We start from the raw sequence: 16,413 nt of genomic DNA on the forward strand, positions 1-16,413 counted from the left end.
GTCTCGTGAAGCGTTCGAGGGGGAGGGAATTGGGCCTTGCGGGTTAGGAACCGCCGGTCAGCGCGCCCCAGACGATGTCCCACCCGTTCCGCGCGCCTTCGAGCATCAGTCGCGTGACGCCGTCGGCGCCGCCTAAATCGAGCGCGAACAGCGGCAGGACGTACGCGACGAACAGCAGGGAGGCGACGACGCTGCCGACGTTCGTCGCCGCGACGACCATGATGAGGCGGAACAGCGGCACGTCGAACATCTCCGAGACGAGCTCGTCGAGCGGTTTCTCCTCGTCGTCCATCAGTTCGTTGAGCGTACCGATGTCGCTGACGTTCACCGGCGTGTGGCGAAGCTCCATGTAGCCCGTGAACCAGCCCGGGGCCAGAAGCGGGTTGATGGACGTCATCCACGCGACTGCGCCGCCGACGAGGGCCGAGAGCCACCGCGACCCGGCGGCCTTCGCGAGTCCGGCCGCGAAGACGCCGTTGATGAGGAACCACGCGAGGAACAGCCGAATCAGCGCGCTGTTGCCCACCGTCGAGAGCGCGAGCAGGACGAACGACGCCACGGCGACGAGCGAGATGAGCGTCCCGACTATCTTCCCCCACGGAAAGCGTCCCGACGTCGTCCCCGTTATCGACGACATCGGCGGCAGGTCCTGGGGGAATCGGAGGTAGTGTTCGATGCCCTCGCGGTGGCCCGCGCCGACGACGGCGACGACGTTCGCGCCCGACTGCCGGAGGCCGACGAGTTGGTGGGCGATGTAGGCGTCGCGTTCGTCGATGAGGGCCTCCGCGCCGCCGGGCGAGAACGCGCGGAACTCCTCCATCATCGCGCTCACGACGTCCGTGTCGGTCATCTTCGACATGTCGAACTCCTCGACGTCGTCGCCCGCGCCGCCCCCGAACGCGCCGACGACGACGCCGGTGGCCGCACCGAGGGTCACGCCGGTCAGGAGTCCGAGCGACATGCTGCCGACGATGCGGACGAAGAACGGGCCCAGCGACGAAACGAGTGGGTCCGCGACGCCGAGTCCGAACCCGGCGACGCCGCCGAGGGCGACGCCGACGCCGACTGCGGCGAGGGCGCGGTCCTCGGCGTCCAACGCCGCCGCGCCGAGAATCCAGACGAGAGCGCCCGCGGCGACGGCGACGACGGCACCGCCGGTGGCGCGGGCGAGAATCGACATCCCGATGCCGAGGCTCCCGCCGACGATGGCGATCAACGCCCCGATGAAGACACCGGAGAACAGGCCGAGGACGACGCCGACGCCCCGCACGTCGCCGAGTCCGAAGGCGAGGCCCCCGACCATCCGCAGTTTCTCCAGCAGGCTCATCCGCGACCAGAAGCGCTGCATCGTCTCTTGGATGTCGCGGTCCACGAGGGCGACGTCGATGCCGAGTTCCTCGGCCGTCTCGACGGCGGCGAGCATGTCCGCGCCGGGTTCGACGTCGAACCGTTCGCCCAACTGCGCTTGGACGTACGAGAGCATCCAGTAGGCGATGAACTGGAAGACGGTGTTTCCGCGGAGCAGGTCTCCGGGTTCGATATCGTCGGGGGTGCCGCCCTTCATCGACCGATAGCGGCCCTCGTCGAGTTCGACGGCGACCACGTCGGGGCGGTCCTCTTCTATCGCGTCTTCGACTTCGCGGATGCTGTCGGCGGAGACGTGCGCGGTGCCCACGACCCGGACGCGACCCTCTCCGGTCGCTTCCTCACTCATTGTACTCCGCTTTCGGGGCACGGTTTTTACCCTTGTCGGAGCGTCTCGCACGTATGCGCGATGTCACGTTAGACGCCGACGCGCCCACGTCGGCGCACGAGACTGCGTTGGCCTGCCTGCGAGACGCCATCGAGGCGGTTCTCCCGTACCGCGTCGTCCGCGACTCCGTGTCGCTCGACGGCGAGACGCTCCGGGTCGCAGAGGAGTCGTACGACCTCGGCGACTTCGACCGAATCGTCGTCGTCGGAGGCGGGAAGGCCGCAAACGGCGTCGCGGACGCCCTCGAAACCGTCCTCGGCGACAGAATCGACGCGGGGGCCGTCGTCACGCCGAACCCCGACGAATCGGACGCGTCGAACGGGTCGGCGGGGTCGAGCGACGGCGGCCGAATCGAACGGTTACCGGGCGACCATCCCGTCCCCTCCGAACGCGGCGTCGAGAGTTCGCGCCGTCTCCTGGAGGTTCTCGACGGCGCGGACGAACGGACGCTCGTCCTCGCGGCGATAACCGGCGGCGGCAGCGCCGTGATTCCGACGCCCGCCGAGGGCGTCTCGCTTTCGGACCTGCGGACGACCACCGACGAACTCCTCCGGTCGGGCGCGGACATCTCGGAACTCAACGCCGTCCGCAAGCACCTCTCGACGCTCAAAGGCGGGGGACTCGCCGAACGCGCCGCGCCCGCGACGGTGGTCGGACTGATGCTCAGCGACGTGGTGGGCAACGACTTGGGCGTCATCGCCTCCGGACCGACTGCGCCCGACGAGACGACGTACGACGACGCCCTGTCGGTGCTCGACCGCTACGACCTCTCGGTGCCCGAGTCGGTGCGCGACAGACTCGAACGCGGGGCCGCCGGCGAACTCGACGAGACGCCCACCCGCGGGGACGCCGTCTTCGAACGGGTGCACAACCACGTTCTCGCGGACGGGCACACGGCGCTCTCGGCGGCCCGCGAGGCCGCCCGCGAACGAGGGTACGACGCGCTCGTCCTCTCCTCGCGCGTCCGCGGCGAGGCGCGCGAGGCGGCGAAGACGCACGCCGCCGTCGCCGAGGAGGCGGCGGCGACGGGCGACCCCCTCTCGCCGCCCGCCGTCGTCCTCTCCGGCGGCGAGTGCACCGTCACCGTCCGCGGCGACGGCGAGGGGGGCCCCAACTTGGAGTTCTGCCTCTCTTCGGCCCGCGAGTTGGACACCCGCGCCGTCGTCGCCGCCGTCGATAGCGACGGCGAGGACGGCGGCACGACCGTCGCGGGCGCGGTAGTGGACGAGGGGACGGTCGAATCCGAGGACGAGGCGGCGGCGGCACTCGCCGAGAACGACGCCCTCCCGTACCTCCGCGAGAGGGGGACGCTGATTCGGACGGGCCCGACGGGGACGAACGTCAACGACCTGCGGGTGGTCGTCGTCGGGGGCGAGGCGGGCCACGCCGCGGACGACTGAGGGTAACGGCACCGAGAAATTGTGACGGCGGACGTGGCAACAAGTTTGTATCCCGGTACGTCGTAGTCGTTGTCATGGCCCCCCTGTTGCGCACCGCATCGGACACCGAGGTGGACGCCGGTCCCCGCGTCATCGGCTTGGACGACGACGACGCCGACGAGATTCTGTCGGTGCTCTCCTCCGCGACGGCGCGTCGCATCCTCGCGACACTGCACGAAGACCCCGCGAACGCCGCGGCCCTCGCCGACGAGGTGGACACCTCCCTCCAGAACGTCCAGTACCACCTCGGCCGGTTGGCCGACGCCGGCGCGGTCGAAGTCGTAGACACCGTCTACTCCGAGAAGGGCAGGGAGATGAAGGTGTACGCCCCCTCCGATAAACCCCTCGTCGTCGTCGCCGCAGATAGCGAGGAGACGACCGGACTCGTCGCGTCGCTTCGCCGCCTGCTTGCGGCCGTCGGACTCGTCGGACTGGCGAGTCTGGTGGTTCAGTGGGTCGCTACCGCCGGAACGACCGCGGGCGGCGCGCAAATCGCGTCCGACCGCGGCGGAGGCGACGGCGCGGCAGTCGAGGCGACGCGGGCGGCCGCCGAGTCCGCCGCCGCCTCCGGCCTGCCGCCGGGACTGTTGTTCTTCCTCGGCGGCCTGACCGTCCTGCTCGTCCTGTACGGAATCTGGTACGTCAGAACCGAGTAACCGCGGCGCGTTCGGCCTCGTCTCCTCGCTGCTGGGGTAGGTATTCATACCCGGACGACCAACGTTGGACCATGAATCACCGGGCCGAGGTGAAAGGTATCGGCGTCGGAATGGACTCCGAGGGTGGAAACGTCCCGGCGGTCATCCTGCGGGCGCGCGACGAGTACCTCCCCATCATCATCACCACCGACCAAGCGCAGGCCATCCAACTGTCGCTGTCGGGCGAACCGTTCGAGCGACCGTTGACGCACGACCTGCTCGTGGAGATGATAACGGAGTTCGGCGGCGCGATAGACACCATCCGGATCGACGACCTCTCGGACGGGACGTTCTACGCGAAGATAGACGCCGAACGCTACGAGGACGGGGAACCGCGGAAGTTCGTCTTCGACGCCCGACCCAGCGATGCGGTGGCGCTGGCGGTGCGCGTGGACTGTCCCATCCTCGTCTCCGACGAGGTGATGGACGACGCGGGACAACCGCCGGAACGGTTCGACCTCGGCGAGTCGCCCGGCGACGACGACTTCGAGTTCTAAGTTAGTTCGTCTCGGCCGCCTCTCGGCCCTTCTCGCCCGCGAGCGCTTCGTCTCGGAGGCGCTCTCCCTTCTCGGAGTTGACGGTGAGTTCGGGCACCGGCGTCGGGTCCCGCACGTCGTCTATGGCGACGTAGACGAAGTACGACTCCGTGGTCGGTTCGCGTTCGCCGGTCTGGGGGTCCTCGCGGAACGTCTTCAGTCGCACCTTGACGCTCGTCCGCCCGGCGTCGTAGACGTACGACTGAATCAGCGCCGTGTCGCCGCGGGGAATCGGCTGGACGAAGTCGACCTGATTCATCCGGGCGGTGACGCACGTCTCGCCCGCAAAGCGCATCGCCGAGAGCGCGCCGACGATGTCCATCCACTTCATCACGTTGCCGCCGTGGGCCATGTCGTAGTTGTTGGTGTGGTTCGGCTGGACCAACTGGCGGTTCTCGATGTAGGTGTCCATCAGGTCCGTCATGGGCGCGGCTTCTCGCCCCGGAGGGATGAGCGTACTGCCCGTCCGACCGAAGCGAGAGGGAGCGTCCGTCGGCGGCGCGGAGTCACCGCTCGGGGGCGGCCCCGAACGTCAGTTCCTCCTCGACGGTTTCGCCGTCGCGCCACACTCTGAACGTCGCCGTCTCGCCGGGACTCGCCTCGGCCGCGAGGTACGACGAGAGGTCGTCCTCCGTCTCGATGCGGGTTCCGCCGATAGCGCGGACGACGTCCCCGCCCGTCGGAACCGTCTCCCCGAACTTCGTCTCCCTGCCGGTCGCACCGCGGAGGACGCCGTCGGCCGGACTCCCGGAGACGACGCCCGCGACGAGGACGCCGCGGGCCTCCTCGAACCCGTACACGGACGCGACGGCCGGCGTCACGGACCGTACTTGGACGCCGATGTACGGCGCGCGGTACCGCCCGTTCTCGACGAGCGACGGCACGACGTCCTCCACGACAGACGCCGAGACGGCGAACGCCACGTTGTCGCCGCCGCCGGAGTTGACGACGCCGACGACGTTCCCGTCGAGGTTCACCAGCGGTCCGCCGGAGTTTCCGGGGTTCACCGCGGCGTCCGTCTGGATGCCGTCGGCGACGAGGAAGCCGTTGCGAATCCGTATCGAACGGTCCAGACCGCTCACGATGCCGACGGAGGCGGACCCCGACAGCGAGAAGGGCGCGCCGAGGGCCATCACTTCGGTTCCGACCGGCGGTTCGTCGGCGAGCGACAACGGCTCCGCGTAGGCGGGGGCGCTATCGACGCTGAGCACCGCGAGGTCGCTTCGAGCGTCGCTCCCGACCACCTCGGCGCGCGACCAGTCTCCCTGGCGGAACTCCACCGTGACGGTGTTCGCCTCCGAGACGACGTGGGCGTTCGTGACGACGTAGCCGCCGTCGTACACCCACCCCGACCCCTGCGATTGGCCCCGGGCGGTCGAGACGCGGACGAACGCCACCGAGGGGATGGTCTCCTCGTAGACGGCCACGTAGGGGTCGCCACGCTCTCGAATCCCGTCCGGCGCGGCGGTCCCTTCGGACGTCGTCGCCGTCCGACCGCCCTCGTCCGTCCCGGTGGCGCTTCCGGCGGCGGTGCCGGGCGTCTCCGCGTCGCCGTCCAACGGGGACGCCGAACACCCCGCCACGAGCGCCGTCGCCCCGGCGAGAACCGCGCGTCTCGTCGGTCCGGTTCCGCGTTCCGTTCCCACCTCGCCGTCATCGGACTGCGTCTGGTCGGCCGACGGGCTTCGCCCGCCACCACCGTCTCGTTGCATACCCGCCGTTCGGACCGGACGGCGAAAAATCGGGGGGCGGTGACTGCGCCGGGGCTTATACCTCGCGACGACCAACACCCGCGCATGACGCTCGACGTGGAGACGCCCACACCGCCGATGCTGAAGTCCGCGGTGGACCCCAACGAGTACGACGATACGACCGTCTCGGCCGACGACGACTACCGACGGGACCAACTCTCGACCCTCCTCCGGGAGGGCGCGTGGGAGGACGCCTTCGAGGAGTGGGCCGCCGACGCGTCGATGACCGAAGAGGAGTGGGACATCGTCACGGACCTCGATTTGGTCTCGCGGTTCGACTTCTTCTGGGACGACTTCGCGGACCGGGTGGGCTACCACGCGCCGGGCATCCCCGAGGACTGGAAGGAACGGGAGGTCCACCCCGAACTCTCCTCGTGGAAGGAGGTGTCGAGCATCAACGCCGGTCTCACGGAGTTCGGGCAACTCGTCTGCGAGGTGCTGAAAGAGGAGTACATCACGTGGGAGTCGGAGTACGAAGCGCCGGACGACCTGCCCGACTTCTGACCGTCGGCGTCCGATAGCCCGACTGCCGCGCCCGTCCGCCGACGCTCACCCGTAGTGGAGTTCGAGGTAGCCGACGATTTCGTCGGCCTCGTACACCGCCTCCTCGCGTTCTCTGTCGAGGAGGAACGGAATTTGGTCCTCGCCGCCTATCTCGGTTAGTTCGCGGTGGGTCTGTTCGTTCTTCACGTCGCCGCCCTCGTGGCCCGGCAGTCGCGGGTTGTGAATCACGTACGAGACGCCCAAGTCGGTGAGTTTGCTCCGCACGTCCTCGCTGTACGGACAGCCCTCCGCCTGATACAGTTCGAGCATTACGCCCCGTCGTTGGCCCCCGCCGCACTCAAGTGTCGTCGCCGGAGTCCGGAACGACCGACGCGAGTGACTGTCGGCTTCGGTCGTCCTGTCGCTTCGACCGACTCTCCGCCGTTCCTACGTAGTTAAGACCGTGCGGCCGCCAGTACCGACGATGCGCCGCAGAGCCCTCCTCTCCGCAACCGCCGTCGCCGCAAGCACCGCCGCCCTCTCGGGATGCCTCGGGGACGCCCGCCGGCAACTGAGCGGGCAGATACTCGCCCACCACGCGAGTGCGACGCTCCGACCCGCCGAGGAGCAGTGGGTCGTCGGCGGTCTGTCGGCCGAGACGAACGAGTACGCCCGCGCCGTCCTGTTTCCCGAATCTCCGCCGCGGGACGCCGACCTGTTCACCGACGCCTACCCCCGGACGGAGCAGTCGTTCGACAACGAGATACTGAACGAGGACTACGAGAACGGCTTCACCCTGCTGTACGAGGTGAAGATGGCGTCCGAGGAGGCGTTCGTCCCGCTTCCGCGTTCGCATCTCCTCGCGGAAGCGGGGTGGACCGGATGGACCTCGGCGACGCTCCCGATGACGATGTCCCGGTACGAGGAGTCGGAACTCGACGAGGACGAACGCGAGGCCGAGGAACTCGTCGCCATCTCCGTCGCCTACTACGAGGCGGACCGCGCGCCCTCGCGCGCCGAGGTGACCCTCTACGACGAGGCCGGAAACCGGCGCGGCGGGGGTGCGACCGCGACTCCGTGGTCGTCGGCCTGAGGCGCGGTTCCACGGATTTGATATACGTTCGCGGTTCAGTTCCTGTATGGACGAAGTCGAAGACCAGTACGCGCCCGAGGACGTCGAGTCCACGGTCGGGGAGTACTGGGACGAGAACGACGCCTACGAGGCGACGAAGGAGGCCCACGCCGACGACCCGGCCTTCTTCTTCGTCGACGGCCCGCCGTACACGTCGGGGCAGATGCACCTCGGGACGGCGTGGAACAAGACGCTGAAAGACGCCATCATCCGGTACAAGCGCATGACGGGCCACCGGGTCACGGACCGCCCGGGGTACGACATGCACGGCCTCCCCATCGAGGTCAAAGTCGAGGAGGAACTCGGCTTCGAGACCAAGCGGGACATCGAGGAGTACGGGATGGAGCCGTTCATCGACCGCTGTAAGGAGTTCGCCGTCCGCAACCGCGAGGCGATGGACGACGACTTCCAGTCCATCGGCGTGTGGATGGACTGGGAGAACCCCTACCAGACGCTCTCGCCGGAGTACATGGAGGCGGCGTGGTGGGCGTTCCAGCAGGTGAACGAACGCGGACTCGTCGAACAGGGCAAGCGGTCGGTCAACTACTGCCCGCGGTGTCAGACCGCCATCGCCGCAAACGAGGTGGAGTACGACCAGATAGAGTCGCCGTCCATCTACGTGAAGTTCCCCCTCGCCGACCGCGAGGGGAGCCTCGTCATCTGGACGACGACGCCGTGGACCCTCCCGGCGAACACGTTCGTCGCCGTCGACGGCGAGATGACCTACCGAGCGGTCCGCGCCGAGAAGGACGGAGAGAGCGAGGTGCTGTACGTCGCGGAACCGTGCGTCGAAGACGTCCTGAAGAAGGGCCGCTACGAGGACTACGAGGTCCTCGAGGAACTCTCCGGCGAGGAGATGGTGGGCTGGGCGTACGACAACCCCCTCGCCGACGAACTGAACGAGCACGCCGACTTCGAGGGCGCGCGGCAGGTGTACACCGCCGAGTACGTCGAAGCCGACCGGACGGGCCTCGTCCACTCCGCGCCCGGCCACGGGCAGGAGGACTTCGCCCGCGGGCAGGAACTCGGACTCGACGTGTTCGTCCCCGTGGACCAACGCGGCGAGTTCACCGAGGCGGCCGGCGCGTACGCCGGCGAGTTCGTCCGCGACGCGAACCCCGACATCATCGAGGACCTGGAGGACGCCGGGTATCTACTGCACTCCGGCGAACACGAACACCGCTACGGCCACTGTTGGCGCTGTGACACGGACATCATCTACCTCGCCACCGACCAGTGGTTCATCACGGTCACCGACATCAAAGACGAACTCCTCGACAACATCGAAGAGTCGGAGTGGCACCCGCAGTGGGCGCGCGACAACCGCTTCCGCGACTTCGTCTCCGACGCGCCCGACTGGAACATCTCCCGGCAGCGCTACTGGGGCATCCCGCTTCCCATCTGGCAGGCAGACGACGGCGACTTCGTCGTCGTGGGGACGCGCGAGGAACTCGCCGAACGCGCGGACCAGGACGTAGACCCCGAGGAACTCGACTTACACCGCCCCTCGGTGGACCCCATCACCATCACCGAGGACGGCAAGACGTACGAACGCGTCCCCGACGTGTTCGACGTGTGGATAGACTCCTCCGTCGCCACGTGGGGCACCCTCGATTACCCCAGCGAGGAGGAGGCGTACGAGGAACTGTGGCCCGCGGACCTCATCGTCGAGGCGCACGACCAAACCCGCGGGTGGTTCTGGTCGCAACTCGGCATGTCCACCGCCGCGACGGGCGAGAGTCCGTACGACGAAGTCGTCATGCACGGCTTCGCCAACGACGAGAACGGCCGGAAGATGTCGAAATCCCTCGGCAACATCGTCACGCCCGAGGAGGCCATCGAACGCGCCGGGCGCGACCCCCTCCGCGCGTACCTCCTCAGCCACGACCAACAGGGGACGGACCTCTCGTTCGAGTGGGACGGCCTCGCGGACATGCAGTCCTCGCTCAACATCTTCTGGAACGTCTTCCGCTTCCCGCTTCCGTACATGGACTTAGACGGCTACGACCCCGCGGAGGCGGACCTCTCTGCGGGCGAACTCTCCGTCGTCGACGAGTGGGTGCTCTCGCGCCTGCAGACCGTGAAAGCGGACGTCGCGGAGGCGTGGGACGACTACGAGGTCCACGACGCCCTCAACGCAGTCCTCGAGTTCGTGACGCAGGACGTCTCGCGCTTCTACGTGAAGGCCATCCGCGAACGGATGTGGGAGGAGGAAGACTCCGATTCGAAGCGCGGCGCGTACGCGACGCTCTCGACGGTGTTACGGGAGACGGTGCGCCTCCTCGCGCCCTTCACCCCGTACGTCGCAGAGCGGATGTATCAGATACTCGACGGCACCGAGACGACCGTTCACGCCCTCGACTACCCGACGGTGGACGAGGAGTGGCGCGACGAGGAACTCGAACGCCACATGGCCGTCCTCCGGAGCGTCGAGGAGGCCGCCGCCAACGCCCGCCAACAGGGCGGTCGGAAACTTCGGTGGCCCGTCCCGCGCGTCGTCGTCGCCACCGAGGACGACGAGGTGGCGGAGGCCGTCGAGGCCCTCTCGGACCTCCTCGCGGAACGGGTGAACGCCCGCGAACTGCGGGTCGTCGAGACGTTCGACGAACTGGTCGAACGCGCCGAACCGCAGATGGGCGTCATCGGCCCCGAGTTCGGCGCCGACGCCCAGAAGGTGATGGAGGCCGTGAAGGGTCGCACCCGCGAGGACGTCGAAGCCGGCGTCGAGGTGGACGGCGAGACGTACGACCTCACAGACGAGATGGTCGAGTACGTCGCCGAACCGCCGGAGAACATCTCCGAGGCCGAGTTCGAGAACGGAGCGGTGTACGTCGACACCTCCCTCACCGACGACATCGAAGCCGAGGGGTACGCCCGCGACGTCATCCGCCGCGTCCAAGAGATGCGCAAGCAACTCGACTTAGACGTCGAGGAGGAAATCCACGCGAGCATCGACGTGGCCGACGACCGAATCGCCGAACTCGTCGACCGCCACCGCGAGTTCATCGCCGAGGAGACGCGAACCGCCGAGTACGTCGAGGAGGACGCCGACATGGACCTCGTCGAGGAGTGGGACGTCGAAGGCGTCACCGTCACCATCGGCATCGAACGACTCGAAACCGAACCGACCGCGCAGTAACGCTCCCGCCTCCGTCGGCGTTCGACCGGCGTTCCGCGTTCGATCGGCGTCCGGTCAGTTCGACCGAGCGATTCGCCGCCGCGCGTCCGTCCGACGCGAAGCGGTCCCCGACTTTCGCGGCCGACGCCGATGGTCCCCTCACGAACACTTTTGCCGTCTTCGGGCATCTATCATGATGCACTATGAAGAAACTCATCAACGACCCGTCCGACTACGTGGACGAGATGTTGGACGGTATGGTGGCGGCGTACCCCGACAGAGTCCGGCGACTGGAGGGAACCAAGGTGCTGGTACGCGCCGACGGCCCCGTCGAGGGGAAGGTGGCCGTCGTCTCCGGCGGCGGGAGCGGTCACGAACCGACGCACGCGGGCTACATCGGCGACGGGATGCTCGACGGGGCGGCGTCCGGCGAGGTGTTCACCTCCCCGACGGCGAACGAACTCGACGAGATGGTACAGGCCGCGGACGCCGGCGAAGGCGTCCTCTGCGTCGTGAAGAACTACGAGGGCGACGTGATGAACTTCGACACCGCCGCCGAGATGGCCGACATGGAGGGCGTCGAGGTCGAACAGGTGGTCGTCAACGACGACGTGGCCGTCGAGGACTCCCTGTACACCTCCGGTCGCCGCGGCGTCGCGGGCACCATCTTCGTCCACAAGGTCGCGGGCGCGAAAGCCGCCGACGGCGGCAGTTTGGCGGAGGTGAAGGAAGTCGCGGAGAAAGCCATCGACAACGTGCGGACGATGGGGATGGCGCTCACGTCGTGTATCACCCCCGAGAAGGGTGAGGAGACGTTCGACCTCGGCGAGGACGAGATAGAACTCGGCATCGGCATCCACGGCGAACCCGGCACCGAACGCACGGAACAGATGAGCGCCGAGGCGGTGGCCGAACACCTCACGACGAACGTCCTCGACGACTTGGAGGTCGAAGACGGCGAGGAAGTCGTCGTCATGGTCAACGGGATGGGCGGGACGCCCCTCTCCGAACTGTTCATCGTCAACCGGACGGTGCAGGACGTCGTCGCAGAGCGCGGACTCGACGTGTGGGACACGTGGGTCGGCGACTACATGACCTCCCTCGACATGGAGGGCTGTTCGGTGACCGTCCTCCGCGTGGACGACGAACTGAAAGAACTGCTGGACGCGAGCGTCGATACGCCCGCCCTGAAGCGCTGAGTCGATTCGTCGCGACTCGCTGACTTTTTCGAATATCGGCGGACGGCGTAGTTTCAAGCCGTCGGCGTCCCTCTAGCGGGCTATGGCTGACGAATCTGTCCAACGGGAGGCGCTCATCGCGGCTATCGAGAACGTCGCGGCGCGCATCGAGGAGGAGAAGTCGTACCTCACGGAACTGGACTCCGCCATCGGCGACGCCGACCACGGGAACAACATGCACCGCGGGTTTCAGGCCGTCGCCGAGAAGACCGACGACTTCGAGGGGATGTCGCCCGGAGACATCGTGAAGACGGTGGGGACGACCATCATCGGCAACGTCGGCGGCGCGGCGGGACCGCTGTACGGCGGGTCGCTCATGACCGCGAGTCAGGAACTCGACGACGGCATCACCGCCGAGACGTCCGTGGCGTTCGCGGAGGCGTACCTCGACAAGGTGAAGGACCGAGGCGACGCGCCGGTCGGCGCGAAGACGATGGTGGACGCGCTCACCCCCGCGGTCCACACGTACAAGAAGTCCGTCGAACAGGACGACCTCGCGCCGTTGACGGCGTTCGCCAAGGCCGTCGACGCCGCCGAACGCGGCGTCGAGTTCACCGTCCCCATCAAGGCGCTGAAGGGGCGGGCCTCCTTCCTCGATTGGCGGTCCGTCGGCCACCAAGACCCCGGCGCGACGAGCACGTACATCATCATGGAGGAGATTCTGAAGACGGCCGAAGAGTACCTCGACGGCGACACCGACGCGGAAGCCGTCGCCGAGACCGTTCCGGACGAGACGCCGGGTGACGGCGAATGATAGGGTTGGTCGTCGTCTCCCACAGTTCGAAGGCGGCGGAGGGAATCCGCGATATCGCCGGGCAGATGGGCGGCGGAAAGGCACGCATCGAAGTCGCGGGCGGCGACGTGGACGGCGGCATCGGAACGGACCCGAACGCAATCGGGGAGGCAATCGAGGCGGCCGACGACGGCGACGGCGTCGTCGTCCTCGTCGATTTGGGGAGCGCCGTGATGAACACCGAACTCGCGTTCGAGATGACCGACGTTGAGGCGAGGATAGCCGACGCGCCCGTGCTCGAAGGTGCGCTCAACGCGGCCGTCGAGTCCACGAGCAAGAAGGCGACGCTCGATTCGGTCGTCTCCTCGGCGGAGGACGCGCGCGACTACCGAAAGACCGACTGAGCGTTCGTCTTACTCGCCGTCTTCGGGCGTCGTGAGCACTTCTTCGAGGGCGTCGAGCGCCGCCTCGGCGTCCTCCCCCTCGGCGGTGAGGATCACCTCGTCGCCGTGCCCCGCGCCGAGTCCGGTGACGGCGAGCATGCTCCGGGCGTCCACTCTGTCGCCGTCCGGGGGACCGACCGTCACGTCCGCGTCGAACTCGTTTGCCGTCTCCACGAACTTCGAGGCCGGGCGCGCGTGCAGGCCCGCCTCCGGGACGATGGTGACCGTTCGTTCCATACTCTCCGTTCCGAGCCTGCGACTAAACGGTTACCGATGCGATCAAAAATATGGGAACCGGGCTCAGAGCCCGAACGTCGGGACGTACGACGCACTCGGGAAGAGACCGACGGCGTACAACACGAACACGAGGAACGACCCGAAGACGATGGCCGCCGCGGGCGGGTCCCAGTGGGTGTCGCCGTGCGCGTAGAAGATGCGCTGGAACAGCTCCCCGAACAGTCCCGAGACCGTGCCTACCGCCCCCGCCCACAGGAGAGCGACGAGGAGCGACCCCCCGTCGCCGCCGCCGGTGGCCCCGAGGGCCGCGGCGCTTCCCGTGATGGTCATGTGGTGGGTGACGGGAATCCGCTCGACGCCGAGGTTCAAGAACAGGAGCGACGCCGCGCTGATACCGAACGCGAGGAACGCGCTCCCGGTCGCCATCGCGATGTACCCGCCGAGGAGTCCCGAGACGAGGCTGACCGCGGCGACGTTCCCCCACTCGTACTGGTGGGGGAGCCACGGTTCGACCGCCAGACGGGCGTTCTGCCCCCCGTCCGTCGCCGTCCGACTCTCCTCCGTCGCCGCCGCCGACTGGTCGCCGACGGAGCGGAGCTCCTCCCGTTCGAACGGCGACATATCGAGGATGCCGTCGCCGCGAACCTTCCCGATTATCGGGTAACCGAACGCGATTCGGTGGAGGAGCGCCGAGAGGACGACGCCCATCGCGATGGGGTCGTACGGGAGGGCGAACGTGCTCGAAAGCACCGTCAACCAGTAGCCGATGATGCCGAACACGCCGCCGACCGCGAGCACGTCGGGTTTCGTCCCGAGTGCGAACGTGATGTCCTTGGCGTTGTGGTAGTCGAAGCCCGACTGCATGTAGCCGCGTTTCGCGGCGTACGCCGCGGCGGCCGCGCCGCCCGCGAAACTGATGGCGGGCGAGAACGGCGCGCCGAACGCGACGGAACCTGTAATGGCCCCGGCGTCCGCGTTGGCTACCGTCGCCGCCTCACCGGCGATGACCATGAAGCCGGTGAAGACGAAGGCCGGAAGCGCGCCGAGTGCGGCCCCGAACGCCCCGCCCGCGAAGGCGGCGATTATCACGTCGATGGCCCACAGGTCCGCGAGCGCCACGCTCACTCACCTCCGTCGCGCGCCCAGTCGAGCGATCGCTCGACGGCGTCCTTCCAGCGACCGTAGCGCTGTTCGACGTTCTGGGGGTCCTCCGGACCGAACTCCCGGTCTACCTGCCAGTTATCGCGGAGTTCGTCCACCGTCTCCCAGTAGTCGACGGCCAGTCCGGCGGCGTACGCCGACCCCAGCGCCGTCGTCTCGTCCACCACGGGGCGGACGATGTCGGTGCCGACGATGTTGGCCTGCAGTTGACAGAGGAAGTTGTTCTTCACCGCGCCGCCGTCCACGCGGAGGTCGGTGAGTTCGATGCCCGAGTCCGACTCCATCGCCTCCGCAACGTCGCGCGTCTGGAACGCGATGGACTCCAACGCCGCGCGAACGACGTGTTCGCGGCGGGTGCCGCGCGTCATGCCGACGATGGTGCCGCGAGCGCGTTGGTCCCAGTGGGGCGCGCCGAGGCCGGTGAACGCGGGCACGAAGTAGACGCCGTCCGTCGAGTCCACGGAGCGCGCGAGGTTCTCCGTCTCGGCGGCGTCGTCGATGAGCGTCATGTCTTCGAGCCACTCGATCGCCGCGCCCGTGATGAAAATCGCCCCTTCGAGGGCGTACTGGACGGGTTCGCCGGAGCGCTGGAAGCCCACCGTGGTGAGCAGGCCGTGTTCGCTCTCGACGGCTTCGTTGCCGGTGTTCATCAGCATGAACGACCCCGTCCCGTAGGTGTTCTTCGCGTCGCCTCTGTCGAAGCAGGTCTGGCCGAACAGCGCCGCCTGCTGGTCGCCGAGTGCGCCGGCGACCGGAACCTCCTCGCCGAGGAAGCCGTCGCCGTCCGTCGTCCCGTAGTACTCCTCGTCGGAGGAGGGACGTACTTCGGGGAGTATCGCCTCGGGGATGCCGAACTCCTCTAAGAGTTCTTCGTCCCAGTCCATCTCGTGGATGTTGAAAAGCATCGTCCGCGAGGCGTTCGTCACGTCCGTGATGTGGTTCCCCGTCAGCTTGTAGATGAGCCACGAGTCGATGGTGCCGAACATCAACTCGCCCTGTTCGGCCCTGTCGCGGACGTCGTCCGGTCGCATCCGCTGGAGCTTTATCTGGTCTGCGTTGTCGAGCATCCACTCGGCTTTCGTCGCCGAGAAGTACGCGTCCGGTTCGAGACCGGTCTTCTCCCGAATCCACCCCTCTTTGCCCTCGTCTTGGAGTTGTTCGACGCGGTCCGTGGTGCGTCGGTCCTGCCAGACGATGGCGTTCTGGATGGGTCGCCCGCTCTCTCGGTCCCAGATGAGCGTCGTCTCGCGTTGGTTCGTGATGCCGATGGCGTCCAACTGCTCGGCGCTCAGATCGGCGTTCCCCAACGCTTGCTGGATTACCTCTTGGGTGTTCTCCCAGATCTCCTCGGGGTCGTGTTCGACCCATCCCGGTTCCGGGTATTTCTGTTCGTGTTTCTGGTAGGCGTTCGCGACCACCTTTCCGCTGTGGTCGAACACCATGAACCTCGTTCCCGTCGTTCCCTGATCGACTGCCCCTATGTAGGTGTCTTGTGCCATTGTGTCACCAACTCCGTACCGCGACGGGCCGAACCCGTCGCCGACGTCAGGATAGACGCCGAACGTGCTAACAAATAACTAGGAGTTCCATTAAATGTTTCCACGGGAAATGAGGTGAAATACCGAAGAATCTGGAATTATATGGCGAAATTAGGTGAAGTTCATCAACAGTGACCGGTCCGCCGTCAGTTCCAA

Annotated in this window: 16 protein-coding genes; 9 read left to right on the forward strand and 7 right to left on the reverse strand. The window is 67.4% G+C overall.

Going from position 1 to position 16,413, the window contains the following annotated elements:
- Positions 1-43: 43 nt before the first annotated feature.
- The gene (locus BLS11_RS06760; RefSeq protein WP_092534979.1) at positions 44-1,714 is read right to left on the reverse strand and encodes a TraB/GumN family protein; all 1,671 of its coding nucleotides are present in this window, start codon (positions 1,712-1,714) and stop codon (positions 44-46) included.
- 53 nt (positions 1,715-1,767) lie between these two features.
- Here BLS11_RS06760 and BLS11_RS06765 point away from each other — a divergent pair, with 53 nt between their 5' ends.
- The 3 genes from BLS11_RS06765 (at position 1,768) to BLS11_RS06775 (ending at position 4,384) form a co-directional block, all read left to right on the forward strand.
- Positions 1,768-3,153: a glycerate kinase type-2 family protein gene (locus BLS11_RS06765; RefSeq protein WP_092534982.1), complete on the forward strand. Its 1,386-nt coding sequence runs from the start codon at positions 1,768-1,770 to the stop codon at positions 3,151-3,153.
- A 74-nt stretch (positions 3,154-3,227) separates the two neighbouring features.
- Complete coding sequence (locus BLS11_RS06770) at positions 3,228-3,848, forward strand: ArsR/SmtB family transcription factor (RefSeq protein ID WP_092534985.1); 621 nt, start codon at positions 3,228-3,230, stop codon at positions 3,846-3,848.
- A gap of 71 nt (positions 3,849-3,919) precedes the next feature.
- A complete protein-coding gene (locus BLS11_RS06775; protein WP_092534988.1) occupies positions 3,920-4,384 on the forward strand; it encodes a bifunctional nuclease family protein in 465 nt (154 codons plus the stop codon).
- 1 nt (position 4,385) lies between these two features.
- Here the strand turns inward: BLS11_RS06775 and BLS11_RS06780 are convergent, their stop codons facing one another.
- Both BLS11_RS06780 and BLS11_RS06785 read right to left on the reverse strand, forming a co-directional pair.
- Positions 4,386-4,847, reverse strand: coding sequence for an acyl-CoA thioesterase (locus tag BLS11_RS06780; RefSeq protein ID WP_092534991.1), 462 nt, complete (start codon positions 4,845-4,847; stop codon positions 4,386-4,388).
- An 82-nt stretch (positions 4,848-4,929) separates the two neighbouring features.
- On the reverse strand, positions 4,930-6,135 hold the full coding sequence (locus BLS11_RS06785) for a S1C family serine protease (RefSeq protein ID WP_092534994.1): 1,206 nt from the start codon (positions 6,133-6,135) through the stop codon (positions 4,930-4,932).
- An 84-nt stretch (positions 6,136-6,219) separates the two neighbouring features.
- Here BLS11_RS06785 and BLS11_RS06790 point away from each other — a divergent pair, with 84 nt between their 5' ends.
- On the forward strand, positions 6,220-6,678 hold the full coding sequence (locus BLS11_RS06790) for a DUF7992 family protein (RefSeq protein WP_092534997.1): 459 nt from the start codon (positions 6,220-6,222) through the stop codon (positions 6,676-6,678).
- 45 nt (positions 6,679-6,723) lie between these two features.
- On the opposite strand, the gene BLS11_RS06795 is transcribed toward BLS11_RS06790, so the two are convergent.
- Positions 6,724-6,987 carry a glutathione S-transferase N-terminal domain-containing protein gene (locus BLS11_RS06795; protein WP_092535000.1) on the reverse strand — a complete coding sequence of 88 codons (264 nt, stop codon included), beginning with the start codon at positions 6,985-6,987 and terminating at the stop codon, positions 6,724-6,726.
- 154 nt (positions 6,988-7,141) lie between these two features.
- On the opposite strand from BLS11_RS06795, the gene BLS11_RS06800 reads away from it, so the two are divergent.
- The 5 genes from BLS11_RS06800 (at position 7,142) to dhaM (ending at position 13,282) form a co-directional block, all read left to right on the forward strand.
- Entirely contained in the window at positions 7,142-7,750 is a 609-nt protein-coding gene (locus BLS11_RS06800) for a hypothetical protein (protein ID WP_092535003.1), read from the forward strand.
- Between the two features lie 46 nt (positions 7,751-7,796).
- Positions 7,797-10,928: an isoleucine--tRNA ligase gene (ileS, locus tag BLS11_RS06805; protein ID WP_092535006.1), complete on the forward strand. Its 3,132-nt coding sequence runs from the start codon at positions 7,797-7,799 to the stop codon at positions 10,926-10,928.
- A gap of 182 nt (positions 10,929-11,110) precedes the next feature.
- Positions 11,111-12,106 (forward strand): dihydroxyacetone kinase subunit DhaK, encoded by a 996-nt coding sequence (dhaK, locus tag BLS11_RS06810; protein WP_092535009.1) that lies wholly within the window; start codon positions 11,111-11,113, stop codon positions 12,104-12,106.
- A gap of 82 nt (positions 12,107-12,188) precedes the next feature.
- Complete coding sequence (dhaL, locus tag BLS11_RS06815) at positions 12,189-12,899, forward strand: dihydroxyacetone kinase subunit DhaL (RefSeq protein WP_092535012.1); 711 nt, start codon at positions 12,189-12,191, stop codon at positions 12,897-12,899.
- Positions 12,896-13,282: a dihydroxyacetone kinase phosphoryl donor subunit DhaM gene (gene dhaM / locus BLS11_RS06820; protein ID WP_092535015.1), complete on the forward strand. Its 387-nt coding sequence runs from the start codon at positions 12,896-12,898 to the stop codon at positions 13,280-13,282. The genes dhaL and dhaM overlap by 4 nt, the downstream gene beginning before the upstream one ends.
- A gap of 9 nt (positions 13,283-13,291) precedes the next feature.
- Here dhaM and ptsH1 read toward each other — a convergent pair whose 3' ends face one another.
- The 3 genes from ptsH1 to glpK form a co-directional block, all read right to left on the reverse strand.
- Positions 13,292-13,558 (reverse strand): phosphocarrier protein HPr, encoded by a 267-nt coding sequence (ptsH1, locus tag BLS11_RS06825; RefSeq protein WP_092535018.1) that lies wholly within the window; start codon positions 13,556-13,558, stop codon positions 13,292-13,294.
- Positions 13,559-13,621: 63 nt separating this feature from the next.
- The gene (locus tag BLS11_RS06830) at positions 13,622-14,677 is read right to left on the reverse strand and encodes a DUF7973 family transport facilitator (protein ID WP_092535021.1); all 1,056 of its coding nucleotides are present in this window, start codon (positions 14,675-14,677) and stop codon (positions 13,622-13,624) included.
- 2 nt (positions 14,678-14,679) lie between these two features.
- Entirely contained in the window at positions 14,680-16,218 is a 1,539-nt protein-coding gene (gene glpK / locus BLS11_RS06835) for a glycerol kinase GlpK (protein ID WP_092535024.1), read from the reverse strand.
- Positions 16,219-16,413: the final 195 nt, after the last annotated feature.

This window comes from Halopelagius longus, assembly GCF_900100875.1.
GTDB classification, from domain to species: domain Archaea; phylum Halobacteriota; class Halobacteria; order Halobacteriales; family Haloferacaceae; genus Halopelagius; species Halopelagius longus.

Coding starts and splice junctions, on each gene's coding strand:
- dhaM (WP_092535015.1), top strand. CDS start 12,896: ATGATAGGGTTGGTCGTCGTCTCCCACAGTTCGAAGGCGGCGGAGGGA.
- BLS11_RS06790 (WP_092534997.1), top strand. CDS start 6,220: ATGACGCTCGACGTGGAGACGCCCACACCGCCGATGCTGAAGTCCGCG.
- glpK (WP_092535024.1), bottom strand. CDS start 16,218: ATGGCACAAGACACCTACATAGGGGCAGTCGATCAGGGAACGACGGGA.
- ileS (WP_092535006.1), top strand. CDS start 7,797: ATGGACGAAGTCGAAGACCAGTACGCGCCCGAGGACGTCGAGTCCACG.
- dhaK (WP_092535009.1), top strand. CDS start 11,111: ATGAAGAAACTCATCAACGACCCGTCCGACTACGTGGACGAGATGTTG.
- BLS11_RS06785 (WP_092534994.1), bottom strand. CDS start 6,135: ATGCAACGAGACGGTGGTGGCGGGCGAAGCCCGTCGGCCGACCAGACG.
- ptsH1 (WP_092535018.1), bottom strand. CDS start 13,558: ATGGAACGAACGGTCACCATCGTCCCGGAGGCGGGCCTGCACGCGCGC.
- BLS11_RS06765 (WP_092534982.1), top strand. CDS start 1,768: ATGCGCGATGTCACGTTAGACGCCGACGCGCCCACGTCGGCGCACGAG.
- BLS11_RS06775 (WP_092534988.1), top strand. CDS start 3,920: ATGAATCACCGGGCCGAGGTGAAAGGTATCGGCGTCGGAATGGACTCC.
- BLS11_RS06770 (WP_092534985.1), top strand. CDS start 3,228: ATGGCCCCCCTGTTGCGCACCGCATCGGACACCGAGGTGGACGCCGGT.
- BLS11_RS06800 (WP_092535003.1), top strand. CDS start 7,142: ATGCGCCGCAGAGCCCTCCTCTCCGCAACCGCCGTCGCCGCAAGCACC.
- BLS11_RS06780 (WP_092534991.1), bottom strand. CDS start 4,847: ATGACGGACCTGATGGACACCTACATCGAGAACCGCCAGTTGGTCCAG.
- dhaL (WP_092535012.1), top strand. CDS start 12,189: ATGGCTGACGAATCTGTCCAACGGGAGGCGCTCATCGCGGCTATCGAG.
- BLS11_RS06795 (WP_092535000.1), bottom strand. CDS start 6,987: ATGCTCGAACTGTATCAGGCGGAGGGCTGTCCGTACAGCGAGGACGTG.
- BLS11_RS06760 (WP_092534979.1), bottom strand. CDS start 1,714: ATGAGTGAGGAAGCGACCGGAGAGGGTCGCGTCCGGGTCGTGGGCACC.